Raw genomic sequence first — 16048 nt, 5'->3', positions numbered from 1 at the left:
AAAGAAGATTGTCGGCAATACTGACACCCGCTTTAAGTTTTGTGCATATACACAGAATAGGAGATGAACATTCAGATGTCAATATATATTGGGTGGATAAAATAACACCAGCGAAAAGATGGGATTTATGTCGCTGGCAGTATTTGCTGCAGAAAAGAGCAAAAAAATTACCTGCGGTGCTGTTAGAATGTCCTCAAAGCAAACAACCGCCCCCCCCCAACAACTAGAAGGTAGCTCTGATTTGTACGCAGATCCACACACACCTCAACAGCAGCCTAAAAGGACGACAACAGTTATGAACATGTTCCAGCGAGTGCTCCTGGTCGATCCGGCCACCGGGTTTTACAAAACCAAGAAATATAGTTTTGATCGCTACTTCGGACCGGTTGATCTCGGTATCCATTTGACCAGGGAGTACCGTAGCCTCAATTTCGGCGTCGGGGTTTTTGCCGGATCCATCTTCCCCGGCTCCAATCGCCTGATCGTGACCGGCTTTTCCCCCTGCTGGCAAGGCGATTTTATCAGTTCCATGGGCGGCGCCGGGCTGGTGTTCGACAACCTGGGAATCAACATGCTCAGTCTGGTCGGCAAAGCCCCAGTCCCCTCTGTGCTCTGCCTCAACCGCAACCACGGCGAAGAGATCGAAGTCGAGGTGGTGCCGATTGATGTCGAATCTGCCTGGCAGTCGGGCCGAACCGGGGTCTATTCGCTCACCGATCGGGTTTACGAGCTGTTCGGTAGCCGTTACGAAAACGATCCGCGCATTATGGTAACCGGTCCATCGGCCCTGCAGACCGACATCGGTGGCATCATGTCGGTGCCGATCAGCAAAGGTAAGATCAGCCATGTCGATACCTGGGCCGGTCGCGGCGGCTTCGGCAGCGCGATGGCCCAGGAGCATGGCATCGTCGCCATCATCTACGGCGGCACACTGGTCGACGAAGACTTTCGCGACCGCAAGGTAGCTGATGAGTGGTTCCAGAATAAGTACGACCTGCGCCTGATGCAAAAAGACCTGCAAGTAACCAGCAAGTACCGCTACGACGAAAAGCTAAAAACCGGCGGCACCCTCGGCGTTAATTACGCCGGCGTCGGCGGGCGGATCATGGCCTTTAACTACCGGACCATTTTCTGGAGCGAACAACAGCGTCAGGACCTGCATCAGAACCTGATCGTTGATCACTACCTGAAACAGTTCAATGCAGAAACCATCGACAAAAAGCAGCAGGCAAACTGCGGCGAGCCCTGTGTCGCCGTCTGCAAAAAAATGAACGGCGAGTTCAAAAAGGATTACGAGCCCTACCAGACAATGGGGCCACTGTGCGGGATTTTCGATCAGCGAGCGGCGGAAAAGCTCAATCATTACTGCGACGCCATGGGCTTTGATGCTATTTCCGGTGGCGGGATGCTGGCCTGGCTGATGGACCTGCTCGACAGCAAACAGTTGACCGCCGAAGAACTCGGCGTCAGCCGACTGCCCCGTTGGGAAATCGAGGGCTTCGATGTGGTCAAGGATTCGCTGCACAATGCAGAACTCGGTTGCGAGCTGATCGATGCTATTCTGGAAAAACGCGGGATCCTCGATTTCAGCGAAGGGGTGCGCAAATGGAGCCGCATCCACTCGCGAGCCAAAGGAACGGCGCTGCACGACAGCCTGGTCTACACCGCCCACAACCGGCGCGGCTGGATGGTCCCCAATCAGTATTGGGTCTCCGGTGTGCTGACACCGATGGCAATCATGGGCAAGTACTACATGATCTACAGTTATGATTTTATCCCACCGCGAACCTTGGGTCGCATGTGCGCGGAACGGATGAAAAAAGAACTGATCCTCGACAATCTCGGCACCTGTCGCTTTCACCGTGGCTGGGCAGAGGAAATGCTCCCCGAAGTGATGGGTTCACTCTACGGCTGCAAGGAACAATTTCTGCAAGCCGTCAATGTTCTCGCCAGTCGCCTCAACAGTCGCAACAGTCCTATTTTCTGGGAGTCGGAGCGTGATATCGACTATCTACAAACCTTCCTGCAACGCAAACAAGAGGTAGACGATTGCCAAGACCCTCGTTTGAGCGAATGGATTGCTAAATTTGCTCAGGACAAAGTCGAAGCGGCCAAGGAGTTCTGGTACGAAACGCTCAAAGGGATCGATGAGAGCCTGCGGGAGTTTTTCTAGCTCCCACGACTCGGCGCTGACATCAGTTGGCTGATTTTAGATAAATGAAAGCGGATGGCAAACGGCCCCTTGTGATATCATGTCATTTATTGAAGCTTATTTTACTAATGCAAATCACACCACTATGGAATCACTATGAAAAAAACGTTTAAAATGACCCACCCAAAGCTTAAAGTTCCAAGACTTGTTGAAGCCATCAAATATGAAGTCAAAAAATATATAAAAAGAGAACGCAACAAGACCCTCCCTCCAGACGTAGATTTCTGGGATTTTGACTGCCGGTTTGGGGTTGACGAAGCGAGCAGTAAAGAGATTCATCTGTCCGCCATCAACAAGGCCATTTCCCAGGCCGAAACTGACCAGCTCGAATCCTTTTATTTGGAAATTCTGGCCAAACCGGGACACCGGAGCAAGAAACCCAAAGAACTGCAGCAGGTTGACGTGGATGATTCGGTCATGCCGAGCAAAGAGGAAGAATAATAGAAAACCCGGTCCCGGCTGGCGATGCCAACAGCTTGATGTCATTATCATAAACTGCGACCTTGAAACGGGGCGTACCTAGCTGCGCGATAAGACGCACGGAGCGGGGATGGTAAGAAAAAAAACAAAGGTTTCTGCAGACCTCAAACAGAACCGCCTGCACGTGACCTTGATAGGGGTACTCTCAAAAAAGGCCATGGAGGAAATTTTTACCGAGATTCGTTTTTGCGTGGCAGATCTGAAACCGGGCTTTGCGGTGATTAACGATCTGACCCAATGCAGAATTGCCCATCTCCGTGGGGTTGGTACCTTCGCAAAAATCCGCGAATATCTCTGTGCAAAAGATGTCGGAACCGTTGTCAGGATCGTCAGAAAAAAGCAGCTGGTTTTCAAACAAATAACCAGAGTCATGGACAGCGGAAGCCTCTATCGTTCAATCTATGCAGAAACTCTGGAGGAAGCGCAGCAGATGCTTGCCGAGGCGGATCAAATAGAACAATAGTCAGTATAAATCGTACCCATGTCACGATTTATCTGAACCAAAAGATAAAAAGTCCCGATCGAGCAAACGATCGGGACTTTTTCGTTTCACCAATTATTTGAGCGGTTCGGACGGGAGTCCCCAGAAAAAACTATCCCGACGCCAACACCTCGTAAATAGCTCCGGTCAGAAAGGCCAGGTCGTCAGCCCCCATAACATATGGCGGCATAACGTAAACCAGCTTGCCAAAGGGGCGCACCCAGACGCCTTTTTCGACGAATTTGGTCTGGAGAGTGCGCATCTCGACCGGTTGCCGCATCTCAACCACGCCGATACCGCCCAACACGCGCACATCGGCGACCTGCGGAAGATCGCGGCAAGGAGCCAGTCCGGCCTCTAAGCCGACTTCCAATTGCAGCACCTGCTGCTTCCAGGAGTTTTCCAACAACAGCTCGATGCTGGCCACGCCGACAGCACATGCAAGCGGGTTGGCCATAAAGGTCGGCCCGTGCATAAAGACACCGGGATCGCCAGAGGAAAGAACTTCTGCCACCGCCGTGGTCGCCAAGGTCGCCGCCAGGGTCATATAACCGCCGGTCAAAGCCTTGCCGAGGCAGAGGATATCGGGAGAAATCCCGGCATGCTCGCAGGCGAACAGTTTACCGGTGCGGCCAAAGCCGGTGGCAATTTCATCTGCGATCAACAGCAGGTCGTATTGATCGCAAAGCTGGCGCACCTGGCGCAGGTATTCCGGGGCGTAAAAACGCATCCCCCCAGCCCCTTGGACGATCGGTTCGAGAATGACTGCAGCGATCTCGTTGTGCTGCCGTTCAATCAACTGCTTTAAGCTGGCAATATCCTCATCACACCACTCGGCATCGGACCGGCAGGTCGGAGCCTCGGCAAACAGGTGTTGCGGCAGCATATGACTAAAAATATGGTGCATACCGGTGACCGGGTCACAAACCGCCATCGCGCCAAAGGTATCGCCGTGATAGCCGTTACGGATCGTCAGCAATCGCGACTTTTCCGGGCGCCCAGAAACATACCAATACTGAATCGCCATCTTGATCGCCACTTCGACCGACACCGAACCGGAATCGCAAAAGAAAACATGCTGCAACGGTTCCGGGGTCAAATCAACCAGCAGTTTGCCCAGTTGCGCGGCGCTCGGATGGGTCAGTCCACCGAACATCACATGCGACATCTTCCCCAATTGCTGCCGGGCTGCTTCGTTGAGACGCGGATGATTATAACCGTGCACCGCCGACCACCAAGAAGCCATGCCGTCGATCAGTTCGCGACCATCGTCCAGCTTTAAACGCACCCCACTGGCTGAGACCACCGGGAAGACCGGTTGCGGATCGGTCATCGAGGTGTATGGGTGCCAGAGATGCTTGCGGTCGAACTCTTGCCAGTTTTGGGCGATATCAGTCATGGACAGGTCCTTGTCTATTTCTACAGCAGAGCAAAAAGAGACTCATTGTAAAAGATTCTGCAGAAAATGAAAGTCTGCATCATATTCATAACTCAAATCTCAGGTGTGGCCAATTTATCCTTAAGAAAGGGAGGTCGATTAATTTTTTGTCTTATCCAAAGGTAAGCAGAAGAAATTGATAAAGATTGTAAATTGCCCTTCTGTTCCCATCCCTGCGCCACGGTGAACCACTGCTTCGCCAATTAATCCTCAAAACTTTACCTATTTCCTCCAGAGAGCAAACCACAAACCAGTAGAATACTACGAACAATCTCCTCCCTTAGATTGATCCAGGAATCATTTAAAACCAAAAAACTTTTATTGACAAAAAATAATAAAAACACTTAAATACAAACAGAACGAACATTCGCTCAGCAATGGATTGAATACGACAGGGCAACATCGAAAAACGACAAATATACGAATTCATGGAACCGAAACAAGAAAGGACGATACGAAGTGAAAATCACCGATATGGGTATAAAGTGGCAACTGTTCGGCCTAGTAATAATCACCTTTACTCTCTTTTCCTTCACCCTGTATTTCGGCTTTAAAGAAATCGAAGCAAGACAGGACAGCATTAGAACGATACAGCACCAGCTTGAAATGGTGCCCTCGGATATCCCTGCGGCTATCAGCGAACCATTGGGCTCAGCGATGGTCGAATGCAACCAAGCAGAAGCCGATAAGGATTCATTCCACAGTTTTGCCATTCCGCTTATTGTTACCGGCTACCTGCTGACTTTTGCTCTTTCCCTATTCGTAATACGCGGCATCATATTCCCCGTCAAGCGCGCCCTTAAATACCTCGACAATTTAGGCAGCGGGAAACTTGATGACCGCATGAGACTTGAACGCAAGGATGAACTAGGCATCCTTACCAGGGGAATGGACTCCTTTATGGATAACCTGATGGCCGAGACAATTCCTGCGTTTCGTCATCTCTCTGAGGGCAACTTCACCTTCAAGGCGGAAGGTATTATCGGTGAAGATCTGGCAAAAACCAACGATGCCCTCAACAATTGGATGTTACAGATTCGCACCTCCAGCGAACAGATCACCACAGGATCCACTCAGTTGGCAGATGCTAGCGTCTGCCTCTCACAGGGAGCCACCGAGCAGGCCAGCTCTCTCGAAGAGATAACCAGCTCCATGAACCAACTCGCTGCCCAGACAAAAAATAACGCCGAAAATTCAGCTCAAGCCGATGCACTATCAAATCAAGCTCGGACAGCAGCAGAACAAGGCAACAACAAAATGCATAAGATGATAGGAGCGATGGAAGAGATCAATAACTCAAGTCAGGACATCTCCAAGATAATCAAAGTCATTGATGAGATCGCCTTCCAGACCAACCTGCTGGCGCTGAATGCCGCAGTAGAAGCTGCCCGTGCGGGTCAACACGGTAAGGGCTTTGCAGTCGTTGCTGAAGAGGTGCGTAACCTTGCGGCTCGTAGTGCCAAAGCGGCCAGAGAGACCGCCAGCATGATTGAGGGTTCGGTGGAAAAGGTTTCGACAGGGACACAGATAGCCGGAGATACCGCAAAATCACTTAACCAAATCGTGATAGCTGTGGGTAAAGTTAATGATCTGATTGCAGAAATCGCGCAGGCATCGCAAGAACAATCGCTGGGGATCAATCAAATCAACCTGGGTCTGACGCAAATAGATCAAGTGACTCAGCAAACAACCGCCAACGCCGAAGAAAATGCCGCAGTAGCGGAGGAACTTTCGGCCCAAGCAGATCAAATGCAGCAAATACTAGAACGCCTGAAGCTTAGAAAAGAGGCAGACCAACCTTCCGCGAAAAAAGAGCTCTTCATCTGACCCGATGGCCGACCTGAGAGAAAAGTTTATTGGCCACCTGAAATTTCAGGTGGCTTTTCCCGACCGTCACCCACCCCGTCGCCAGGTGTGAAACTTGTCCACCCAGTGCAGCAGCTTCTCCGGCGCGTGATTCTTTTTCCAGGTCCCGGCCGCCATCTTGTTCATCTCGGCCAGGGTTGGATAGGTGTGAATAGTGCCAAGCACCTTGTTTAAACCGAGGTTATATTTCATCGCCAACACGTACTCGGCCAGCAGATCTCCGGCATGACTGCCGACGATGGTGACACCGAGAATTTTGTCGCTGCCCGGCTTGGTCAATATCTTCACCCAGCCGAGATCTTCACTGTCGGCAATCGCCCGGTCGAGATCGTCGATACCGTAATGGGTCACTTCAAAGGCAATGCCCTGCTCGGTCGCTTCGGTTTCGTTAAGGCCGACCCGGGCCACTTCGGCATCGGTAAAGGTCGCCCAGGGGATGACCCGATAATCGACCTTGAATTTCTTCAGCTCGCCGAACAGCGCATTGACCGAAGCGTACCAGGCCTGATGGGCGGCAGTGTGGGTAAACTGGTAGGGGCCGGCAACATCGCCAGCACAGAGGATATTGGGGAAATTGGTGCGCAAAAAGGGATCGGTGTCGACGGTACCGCGATCACTCAGTTTGACGCCAAGCTCCTCCAAGCCGAAACCACTGACATTCGGCTTACGACCAACCGCCACCAGCAAGTGGGTGAATTCAACCTCAACCGCTGCGCCGTTCTGCTCACAGATCAGCAGTTGTTTGCCATCGACCACCTGCACCTCTTTGGCTGCATGGCCGGTCAGAACATTGATGCCTTCACTCTCAAACTGCTGCTGCACAAATTCGCCGACCTCTGGATCTTCGCGAGACATGATCCGCGGCAGCATTTCGACCTGCGTCACCTGACTGCCCAAACGAGCAAAAGCCTGAGTTAACTCGCTACCAATCGGGCCACCGCCAAGGACCACCAATTTCTCCGGCAGCTCACGTAAATTCCAAACATTATCAGAGGTCAAATAATCGACCTGATCCAGCCCTTTGATCGGTGGAACAAAGGGGCGTGCCCCGGTAGCGATGATGATGCTGCGGGTGATTAACAGTTGACCATTCACCTTGACGGTCCACGGCGAAGTAATGGTCGCCTCTCCCTCAAGAACCTCGACACCGAGTTCGGTATAACGTTCGACCGAGTCGTGCGGCTCGATCTTTTTTACCACCTGCTGGACCCGCTCCATGACTTCGGAAAAGTCAAACTCAACCGCTGCTTTTCGGAAGCCAAAATCCTCGGCTCGCTTGGCATAGGAAAGCATCTTGGCACTGCGGATCAACGCCTTGCTCGGGACGCAACCGGTGTTCAAACAGTCGCCACCCATCTGATGTTTTTCGATCAGCGCCACCTTGGCCTTGACCGCCGCCGCAATATAACTGCTGACCAGGCCAGCACTTCCGGCACCGATAACAACCAGGTTGTAGTCATACTTTTTTGGCTTCTCAAAGTTTTTGAACACTTTGTTCGACTGAACAACATCAAGAGCTTTTTTGGCCACTAGCGGAAAAATACCGAGCAGAACAAAGGAAAAAATGATTCCCGGCGAAAGGATCCCGGCAGCACTCTCCAACTGACCGATCTGGGTTCCGGCGTTGACATAAACGATCGTCCCGGCCAGCATTCCAACCTGACTGACGAGATAAAACAGCGTGGTTTTCAGCGGCGTCAAACCCATCACCAGGTTGATGACAAAGAAAGGAAAGATCGGCACCAACCGTAGCGAGAAGAGGTAGAACGCACCCTCTTTTTCCACCCCGTCATTGATCGCTTTGAGCTTGTCGCCAAACTTACCCTGCACCCAATCTCGCAGCAGAAAGCGTGACACCCAAAAAGCAAAAGTGGCGCCGATACTGCTGGCAAAACTGACCACCAACAGCGCCGCCCAGAAACCGAACAGCGCACCACCGGCCAGAGTCATCACGGCCGCTCCCGGAAGCGACAACGCAGTTACCAGGATATAAATAAAAAAGTAGATCAGCAGGGTCGAAAAACGGTGCTGTTGATAATATTCATTGAACGCCTGCTGCTGACTTTTCAGATAATCAAGGGTCAGATACTGGCCAAGATCAAAGGCAAAAAAAGCGACCAACAAAACGGCAACAATTGAAAGCAAGATAATTTTTGTGGTGCGACTCTTCATAGACATGCTCCTTCGTGACAATGGGCATAAGACCCGCAGCAAGTGTAACAGATTAAGCCGGGACAGTTACCGGGTAAAGCTTAAGGACCCTCGCACCAGCGTTAATTGTTACTAGCTTAGTGGCATATTGCAATCATAGAGTAGAGAGCCGACGACAGGGAGCAACAAAAAGACATTTCCCCCGCAGCGCCGGGGGGACAAAATAACGTCTGTGGGCCGCAGGGAAATTTGGCCGCGTCAAACGGAGTTTCCATAAAAATGTTGCATTTTTTCTCCAGATGAAAAATGATAGCTTCTCATGAGCTAGAGTCTTACTAAACATTGCAGCAAGGAGGGACCGCTACAGGGAACTCGGGTGAGCAACGACGCCGCCATCAGTCTGGTTACTAACACCGACTGGGCGGTTTTTTTATTTTCTGCATTTGCAGACTGGTTCATCACCACTGACATGGAGGAAGTTTATGAGAAGAGTTCTGACAGCCCTGTTACTGACCTGTATCGCCATGATGCTGGCCGTTCCGGCCATGGCCGCCGATACCATCAAGATCGGCTTCAACATCCCGATGACCGGGGACATTCCAGAAGTGGGTGAAGGATCCAAAAACGCTGCTGAAATGTACCTGGCTGACATCAACGGCGCCGGTGGCCTCGAGGTCGGTGGCAAGCAGTACATGCTTGAGTTCATCTACATGGACAACGAGTCGAAGGCCGACTCGGCGGTCAACGCTGCCCTCAAACTGATCGAGCAGGAAGAGGTCGTGGCGATTATCGGTCCCAACTCTTCCAAGCAGGCCGTGCCTGGCGGCGGTACCGCTAACGAAAACCGTGTACCAATGATCAGTCCCTGGTCGACCAATCCTAATACCACGCTGGACCGTCCCTGGGTTTTCCGCGCAGCCTTCCTCGACCCCTTCCAGGGCCCAGTCGTTGCTGACTTTGCGGCCAAGAAGTTCGGTGCCAAGACCGCAGCGGTGCTCTTTGACGTCGCCAACGACTATTCTGTCGGTTTGGCAGAAGTATTTAAATCTGCCTGGGAAGCCAAGGGGCTCGGCCCGGTTGTCGCCTACGAGTCGAATGGCACCAAAGACCAGGATTTCTCCGCCCAGCTGACCACCATCATTGCCGCCAAACCGGACTTCATTTTTGTGCCGGAAAACTACAATCAGGTCGCCCTGATCATCCCGCAGGCACGTGATCTCGGGTACAAGGGTCCCTTCATGGGTTCCGACGCCTGGGGTACCCCAGATCTGGTCAAACTCTGTGGCGAGCAGTGCAACGGTCAGTACTTCTCAACCCATTACGCTGCAGCCGGTGCCAAGGGTGCGACCAAGGTCTTCATCGACCGCTACATGGCAAAATATGGTGCAGAACCAGCTGACTACGCTGCTCTGACCTGGGATTCCATCGGCCTGATGGTGGAAGGGATCAAGAACGCCGGCATGGTCGACTCCAACCCGCGCAAAATGCGTAAGGCCATCCGTGACGGTCTGGCCGCCATCAAGTCGTTTGAAGGCGTCACCGGCTCGTCCAAGTTTAATGAGCAGGGTGACCCAATCAAGTGCGCTGTTATCGTTAAAATCTCCGACGAAAGTACCTTTGTCTTCGAAGAGTCTGTCTGTCCATAACACATCTGTAGCATAGTTCGAACAAAGCGGGGGTCTTTGGATCCCCGCTTTGCTGTGCCTAAAATAAATCGCCACAGGCGAGCACGCAACTCCAACGTTTTTTAAGGAAATATTTCTGTGGATTTCATTATTCAGAATATCCTGAATGCCCTGCAATGGGGAAGCTTTTACGCTCTCATTGCGCTGGGCTACACCCTGGTTTATGGGGTGCTGCGCCTGATCAACTTCGCCCATGGCGATGTCTTCATGGTCGGAGCTTACATCTCGTTTTTCGTGGCGAGTTTCCTTATCGGCCCGATCGTCGGGCTCTCCCCGGTGATTGCTTTCCTCATCACTGTACCCCTGACCATGGCTCTGACCTCGCTCGTCGGCGTGACCTTGGAGCGGATCGCCTATCGGCCCCTGCGGCGCAAAGGCGCACACCGGCTCTACGTGGTCATCACTGCGCTGATGTGCGGCCTGGTCCTCGAGTACTCGAACCTGGCCTTGCTCGGCGCCAGCCGCTTGAAGTTCCCAGAGTTGATTGAAAAACAGATCTGGCACCTGGGCGGCGTCACCCTGACCAACCTCAAGGTCATGGTGATCGTGACCGCCATTCTGGTCTTTCTGTTTCTGCAATGGGTGGTCACCCGTACGCGAGTCGGGATGGCGATGCGCGCCATCTCTTATGATAAATTCGCCATCCCGCTGATGGGGATTCCCGTTGACCAGATCATCGTCGTCACCTTTGTTCTCGGCTCAGGGTTTGCCGGTCTGGCCGGGCTGCTGTTCGCCATGAGCTATCCGGTCTTGGAGCCGTTCATGGGGATGCTGATCGGCTGGAAGGCGTTTATCGCCGCAGTGGTTGGCGGCATCGGTGACATCAAGGGAGCGTTTGTCGGCGGCTTCCTGCTCGGCTTCATCGAGGTGGGCGTGGTCTCGATCTTCCCCTCGACCTACCGAGACCTGTTCGCCTTCACCATCCTGCTGCTGATTCTGTGGATGAAGCCCTCCGGGCTGTTCGGCATTCCTCAGTCGACCAAGATATAGGTTGGGAGATAAAGACATGAAAAAATACTCTCTCAACATGCTGCTGGTCGTCTTCGCTATCGGGCTGCTATTCGCGGCCCACTTCCGCATCATCGACGGCTACATCCAGATTGTCGTCATGACCATCGGCATCAATATCATGATGGCCACCAGCTTGAATCTGGTCAACGGCAACATGGGCGAATTTACCTGCGGTCACGCGGCCTTCATGTGCGTGGGCGCCTATATCTCGTCGATCCTCTCCGTTTTCTGTTACGGCAGTAAGTTTGGCGAGCCACTGCTGCCCGCTGCCTCAGTGGTGATTGTTTTCCCCATCATCCTGCTGATCGGCGGGGCGGTGGCTGCCGTCTCCTCGCTGCTGGTGTCGGTTCCTTCGTTCAAAACCCGTGACGACTATCTGGCGATCATTTCCATCGCTGTCAACTACATGATCATCTCGGCCATAGAGAACATGGACTTCGTCGGCGGGTCACGTGGTTTTCAGGGGATGAAGGATACGGTCTGGGCGATGGTCGACATCTTCGATGGCCCCTGGATGCTGTTCTGGGTCATCAACTTCACCGTCTTCACCGTCTGGGTCATCCGACGCTTTATCTCCTCCACCTACGGCAAAGGCGTCAACGCCATCTGCCAGGACGAGGTGGCGGCCGAGATCATGAGCGTCAACACCAACAAGATCAAAATCATCAATTTTATGATCGCCGCCGGTTTGGCCGGCTGCGCTGGTGGACTTTACGCGCATATCATCGGTTATGTGAATCCACAGTCATTCAACATTCTCAAATCGACTGAGGCTCTGGTCATGGTCTATCTTGGCGGCATGGGGTCTCTGTCCGGCGCTGTCATTTCCGCCATCATCTTCACCGCCCTGCTGGAAGTGCTCCGCTCCCAGGCCATCATCGACGGGCTGCTCTCACCGGTCACCTTTATATTCCCAGAATGGGAACCCTCGGCAGGCGTAATCAAATGGGTCATGATCCCGCTGATGCTGGTCATTGTCATGCAGTTCCGCTCCGAAGGGATCATGGGTAACCGGGAACTGGGAGATGTCTTCCCTAAGCTAAAGAAATTTTACAGGTTTAAATGATGGCACAGACACAGACAGAATCGACGCCAGTCCTTGAGGTCCGCGGCTTGACCCAGCGCTTCGGCGGTCTGACCGCGGTCAACGACTTCAATGTCAAGCTGATGCCGGGAGAGCTTTCCGGACTGATCGGTCCCAACGGTGCCGGCAAGACCACCATCTTTAACTTGGTCAGCGGTTTCTATCAACCGACCGAAGGTCAGATCCTGGTCAACGGCGTGCTGACCGCTGGTCTAAAACCGCATAAAGTCACGGCTCTGGGTGCCGCCCGCACCTTTCAAAACATCCGCCTCTGGAACGACATGACGGTGCTCGATAATATCCGCGTCGCACAGCACAATCAACTCGGCTACGGTTTTTTTCATGCCATTGCCCGCAGCAAACGCTATCAGGCGAGAGAGGAGCAGGTCGCCAAGGAGGCCAATGAACTGCTGGATGTTTTTGATCTGAAACGTTTTGCGGATGATTATCCGAAGAATTTGCCTTACGGCACCCAGCGCAAGCTGGAGATCGCCCGCGCGCTGTCGAGCCACCCGAAACTGCTGCTGCTCGACGAGCCGGCCGCCGGGCTCAACTCGGCCGACGCGAAAGATCTGATTCGGCTGATACGCTGGATCCACGATACCTTTGACGTGACCATTTGGATGATCGAGCACCACATGGACGTGATGATGGAGCTCTGCACCCAGATCAAAGTGATCGACTTCGGTGAAACCCTCGCCGAAGGCAACCCGAAACATATCCGCAACCATCCCGCAGTTATTACTGCCTATCTCGGAGACGATGTTATCTGATGATGCTGTCAGTCGAAAATCTAGAAGTTAAATACGGCAATATCCAGGCCCTGCATGGGATCAGCTTTCACGTCAACAAAGGTGAGATCGTCACCCTGATCGGTGCCAACGGGGCCGGCAAGACCACCAGCCTGCACACCATCGCCCGACTGCCACCGCCTGAAGCACCACGGGTGATCGCCGGTGATATCAAATTTCAGGGCGATTCGATCCTCAAAACCAAACCGAGTGACGTCGTCAAGGATCTGCACCTGGCCCTCTCCCCCGAAGGGCGCCACATCTTCGGCAACCTGACGGTGATGGAGAACCTGCAGCTGGCGACCTATGCCCGCAAAAAAGATGCCGATCTGAATGCCGAATACGAGCGAATTTTCGATCTCTTCCCGCGCTTGAAAGAGCGCCGTAAACAACGCAGCGAATCCCTTTCTGGTGGCGAACAACAGATGCTGGCCGTCGGCCGTGCGCTAATGACTGGCTGTGAGATTCTGCTGCTCGATGAGCCTTCGATGGGATTAGCACCGGTGCTCAAATACGAACTGTTCCGTAAGCTGAAGCAGCTCAACGAAGAAGGGATGACCATTTTGCTGGTCGAACAAAATGCCAACCTGGCGCTACAATTGGCGCATCGAGGCTACGTTCTGGATACCGGCAATATTGTCGCCGAGGGAACAGGTGAACAGTTACTGGGTAATCCCGAGGTGAAGAAGGCCTATTTGGGCGGATAGAAAACCGGCGATTCAGATTTACACAGATGGGATTAAACAAAAAAGACACCGTTGCGTACCCCGCAGGCGGTGGCTTTACTTATTGACCCCATTCAATTACTTTTGGTGTCTGCGCTTTAACTTCCTCCAACCAAACCGACCAAGCGCGTTGTGAGAAGCAACACACCCTTGTCAGCCACCTTCCTTTGCTCTTTCGCCGTCAAAAGAAACAGCCAAAACAATTTTTCTGTTTCTGACATCGAAATTTGCTGCCAATCGCCACCCTCCCAACTAACGAAAATCATTGCATCCGTTAGACCACTAGCTCTATTCTGTCTCGGAAATGCAATGCTGTGCCGGGGGAGACAAATGGAACACTTGACTGAAAGTCAGCAGTGGGACCAAACATTGCTGACCTATACGCCAACAGCGCGAGGGAATACCTGGCTGCTGGTCGCGCTCTGCCTGCTAGCCGTTCCGGGGCTGCTTTTTTTGAGCCGTGAAAACTACCTGCTCTACCACGGCATAGTCGAAATTCTCAGTGTTGTTGTTGCCATCACCATCTTCAGTATCGGTTGGAACGCACGACACTTTGTCCAGGACAACACCCTGCTGGTCCTCGCGGTTGCCTACTTGCCGATTGGCGCCCTCGATTTCCTGCATATTCTCAGCTATAAAGGCATGGGCGTCTTCCCCGACAATGGCGCCAATTTAGCGACCCAGCTCTGGATTGCCGCACGCTATCTGGAAAGCGTTGCTCTGTTCGGAGCGGCACTACTACTCGGGACAGAGTATCGCCTCAACCAGAACGCATTACTCAAGGGCTGCATTCTGATAGCGACACTGCTGTGTGGTACGATTGCCCTGAATCTTTTCCCCGCCTGTTTCGTTGAAGGTAGCGGACTGACGACTTTCAAGGTTGTCAGTGAATACTTTATTTCCGGTCTGCTGATCCTTGCGGCGCTGGTGTTCTGGAACAAACGTCAATTTCTGAACAGCAAGATCAGCGCCCTGATTATCACTTCGATTGCCATCACCATCGCCTCCGAGTTGAGCTTCACCCTTTATGTCGATGTCTATGGCCTGTTCAATTTTGTCGGCCATGTTTTCAAGCTAATCTCGGTGGTCCTGATCTACTTAGCTCTAGTCCAAGGCTCACTGGTATCACCGTATCAATCATTATTCCGCAAGCTTTCTATGGAACTGGAACAACGTAGCAAATCAGAAGAAGAATTACGCACCGTCAACCGCGAGCTGGACACCTTCGTCTACACCGTTTCACACGATCTGCGCGCCCCACTGACGCCGATCATCGGCTATGCTGACTATCTGCACGAAAAGGACGGCAAAAACCTTGATAGCGAGTCTTCTGCACTGCTACTAAAGATTGGCGATCTCGGTCGCGGGATGACGGGCACGATGGAAGACCTGCTGACCCTGGTCAAGGTCGGCCGCCTGGAGATCGCTGAAAAAAGCGTTAATACAGCAGAGGTCGTCGACGACGTGTTACTGACCCTGAGCGCACCGCTGCTCGAGACCAATCAAACAATACAAAAAGAGCCGCTGCCCAACGTCAAGTTACCGGAAAGTCTGTTGCGGCAACTCTTTTCCAACCTTATCAGCAATGCACTGCGCTATGGGGTCAGTTCTAAAACCATCAAAGTCGGCGGGCAGCGCCAGGACAACCTGGTCCGTTTTTACGTCCAAGACCACGGACCCGGGATTCCGATCAACGAGCGCGAATGCATTTTTGATCTGTTTTACCGTGGAGCCAAAGGAAATCGGACTCAAGGGTCAGGGGCCGGTCTGGCCATCGTGAAAAAGATTACCAACCTTTACCGCGGTAAAAGCTGGGTTGAAGAGACACCGGGCGGCGGTGCAACCTTTTGGGTCGAGTTGGAAGAGCCGACCACAGAGTTAAAAAGTTAAACGGGTTATCCCCTTGAATCAACCTTGAAAGATTTAACGTCAAAGAATGGTTAAAAATATTTTCCACTGAAGGCACAGAACTCCCGGAAAAATCTTGGTCTTACAAATTCAGTGTCTTCCGTGTTTTCAGTGGACAAAAACTGAAGAATTAATGCAACACCGATTTTTGGTGGAGCGTAGGAGATAACCAGAAAAGTGAAAACACTGGGAGCAAGGTTGCTGCCATTATTTTCA

At 52.4% G+C, this 16048-nt stretch carries 12 protein-coding genes; 10 read left to right on the top strand and 2 right to left on the bottom strand.

Features of this window, described 5'->3' with window-relative positions; genetic code table 11:
- Positions 1–295: 295 nt before the first annotated feature.
- The 3 genes from ACZ5PT_RS09325 (at position 296) to ACZ5PT_RS09315 (ending at position 3155) form a co-directional block, all read left to right on the top strand.
- On the top strand, positions 296–2173 hold the full coding sequence (locus ACZ5PT_RS09325; RefSeq protein WP_464266549.1) for an aldehyde ferredoxin oxidoreductase C-terminal domain-containing protein: 1878 nt from the start codon (positions 296–298) through the stop codon (positions 2171–2173).
- 135 nt (positions 2174–2308) lie between these two features.
- Positions 2309–2653 carry a DUF6172 family protein gene (locus ACZ5PT_RS09320; protein WP_464266548.1) on the top strand — a complete coding sequence of 115 codons (345 nt, stop codon included), beginning with the start codon at positions 2309–2311 and terminating at the stop codon, positions 2651–2653.
- Between the two features lie 109 nt (positions 2654–2762).
- Positions 2763–3155 carry a hypothetical protein gene (locus ACZ5PT_RS09315; protein WP_464266547.1) on the top strand — a complete coding sequence of 131 codons (393 nt, stop codon included), beginning with the start codon at positions 2763–2765 and terminating at the stop codon, positions 3153–3155.
- 130 nt (positions 3156–3285) lie between these two features.
- On the opposite strand, the gene bioA is transcribed toward ACZ5PT_RS09315, so the two are convergent.
- Positions 3286–4572 (bottom strand): adenosylmethionine--8-amino-7-oxononanoate transaminase, encoded by a 1287-nt coding sequence (bioA, locus tag ACZ5PT_RS09310; RefSeq protein ID WP_464266546.1) that lies wholly within the window; start codon positions 4570–4572, stop codon positions 3286–3288.
- A 498-nt stretch (positions 4573–5070) separates the two neighbouring features.
- On the opposite strand from bioA, the gene ACZ5PT_RS09305 reads away from it, so the two are divergent.
- Positions 5071–6438, top strand: coding sequence for a methyl-accepting chemotaxis protein (locus ACZ5PT_RS09305; RefSeq protein WP_464266545.1), 1368 nt, complete (start codon positions 5071–5073; stop codon positions 6436–6438).
- A 66-nt stretch (positions 6439–6504) separates the two neighbouring features.
- On the opposite strand, the gene ACZ5PT_RS09300 is transcribed toward ACZ5PT_RS09305, so the two are convergent.
- A complete protein-coding gene (locus ACZ5PT_RS09300) occupies positions 6505–8649 on the bottom strand; it encodes an FAD-dependent oxidoreductase (protein WP_464266544.1) in 2145 nt (714 codons plus the stop codon).
- A gap of 461 nt (positions 8650–9110) precedes the next feature.
- Between ACZ5PT_RS09300 and ACZ5PT_RS09295 the strand changes: the two genes are divergently transcribed.
- The 6 genes from ACZ5PT_RS09295 (at position 9111) to ACZ5PT_RS09270 (ending at position 15814) form a co-directional block, all read left to right on the top strand.
- Positions 9111–10274: an ABC transporter substrate-binding protein gene (locus ACZ5PT_RS09295; protein ID WP_464266543.1), complete on the top strand. Its 1164-nt coding sequence runs from the start codon at positions 9111–9113 to the stop codon at positions 10272–10274.
- A gap of 117 nt (positions 10275–10391) precedes the next feature.
- On the top strand, positions 10392–11303 hold the full coding sequence (locus tag ACZ5PT_RS09290) for a branched-chain amino acid ABC transporter permease (RefSeq protein ID WP_464266542.1): 912 nt from the start codon (positions 10392–10394) through the stop codon (positions 11301–11303).
- A 16-nt stretch (positions 11304–11319) separates the two neighbouring features.
- Positions 11320–12390 (top strand): branched-chain amino acid ABC transporter permease, encoded by a 1071-nt coding sequence (locus ACZ5PT_RS09285; RefSeq protein ID WP_464266541.1) that lies wholly within the window; start codon positions 11320–11322, stop codon positions 12388–12390.
- Positions 12390–13181 (top strand): ABC transporter ATP-binding protein, encoded by a 792-nt coding sequence (locus ACZ5PT_RS09280; protein ID WP_464266540.1) that lies wholly within the window; start codon positions 12390–12392, stop codon positions 13179–13181. The genes ACZ5PT_RS09285 and ACZ5PT_RS09280 overlap by 1 nt, the downstream gene beginning before the upstream one ends.
- Positions 13181–13906, top strand: a complete 726-nt coding sequence (locus ACZ5PT_RS09275) for an ABC transporter ATP-binding protein (protein WP_464266539.1) — start codon at positions 13181–13183, stop codon at positions 13904–13906. The genes ACZ5PT_RS09280 and ACZ5PT_RS09275 overlap by 1 nt, the downstream gene beginning before the upstream one ends.
- Before the next feature lie 348 nt (positions 13907–14254).
- Positions 14255–15814 carry an MASE3 domain-containing protein gene (locus tag ACZ5PT_RS09270; protein ID WP_464266538.1) on the top strand — a complete coding sequence of 520 codons (1560 nt, stop codon included), beginning with the start codon at positions 14255–14257 and terminating at the stop codon, positions 15812–15814.
- Positions 15815–16048 lie beyond the last annotated feature (234 nt).

The organism is Desulfuromusa ferrireducens, from assembly GCF_055389805.1.
The sequence above is the reverse complement of the archived record's forward strand: the minus strand, read 5'-3'. Positions and strand labels throughout refer to the sequence as shown.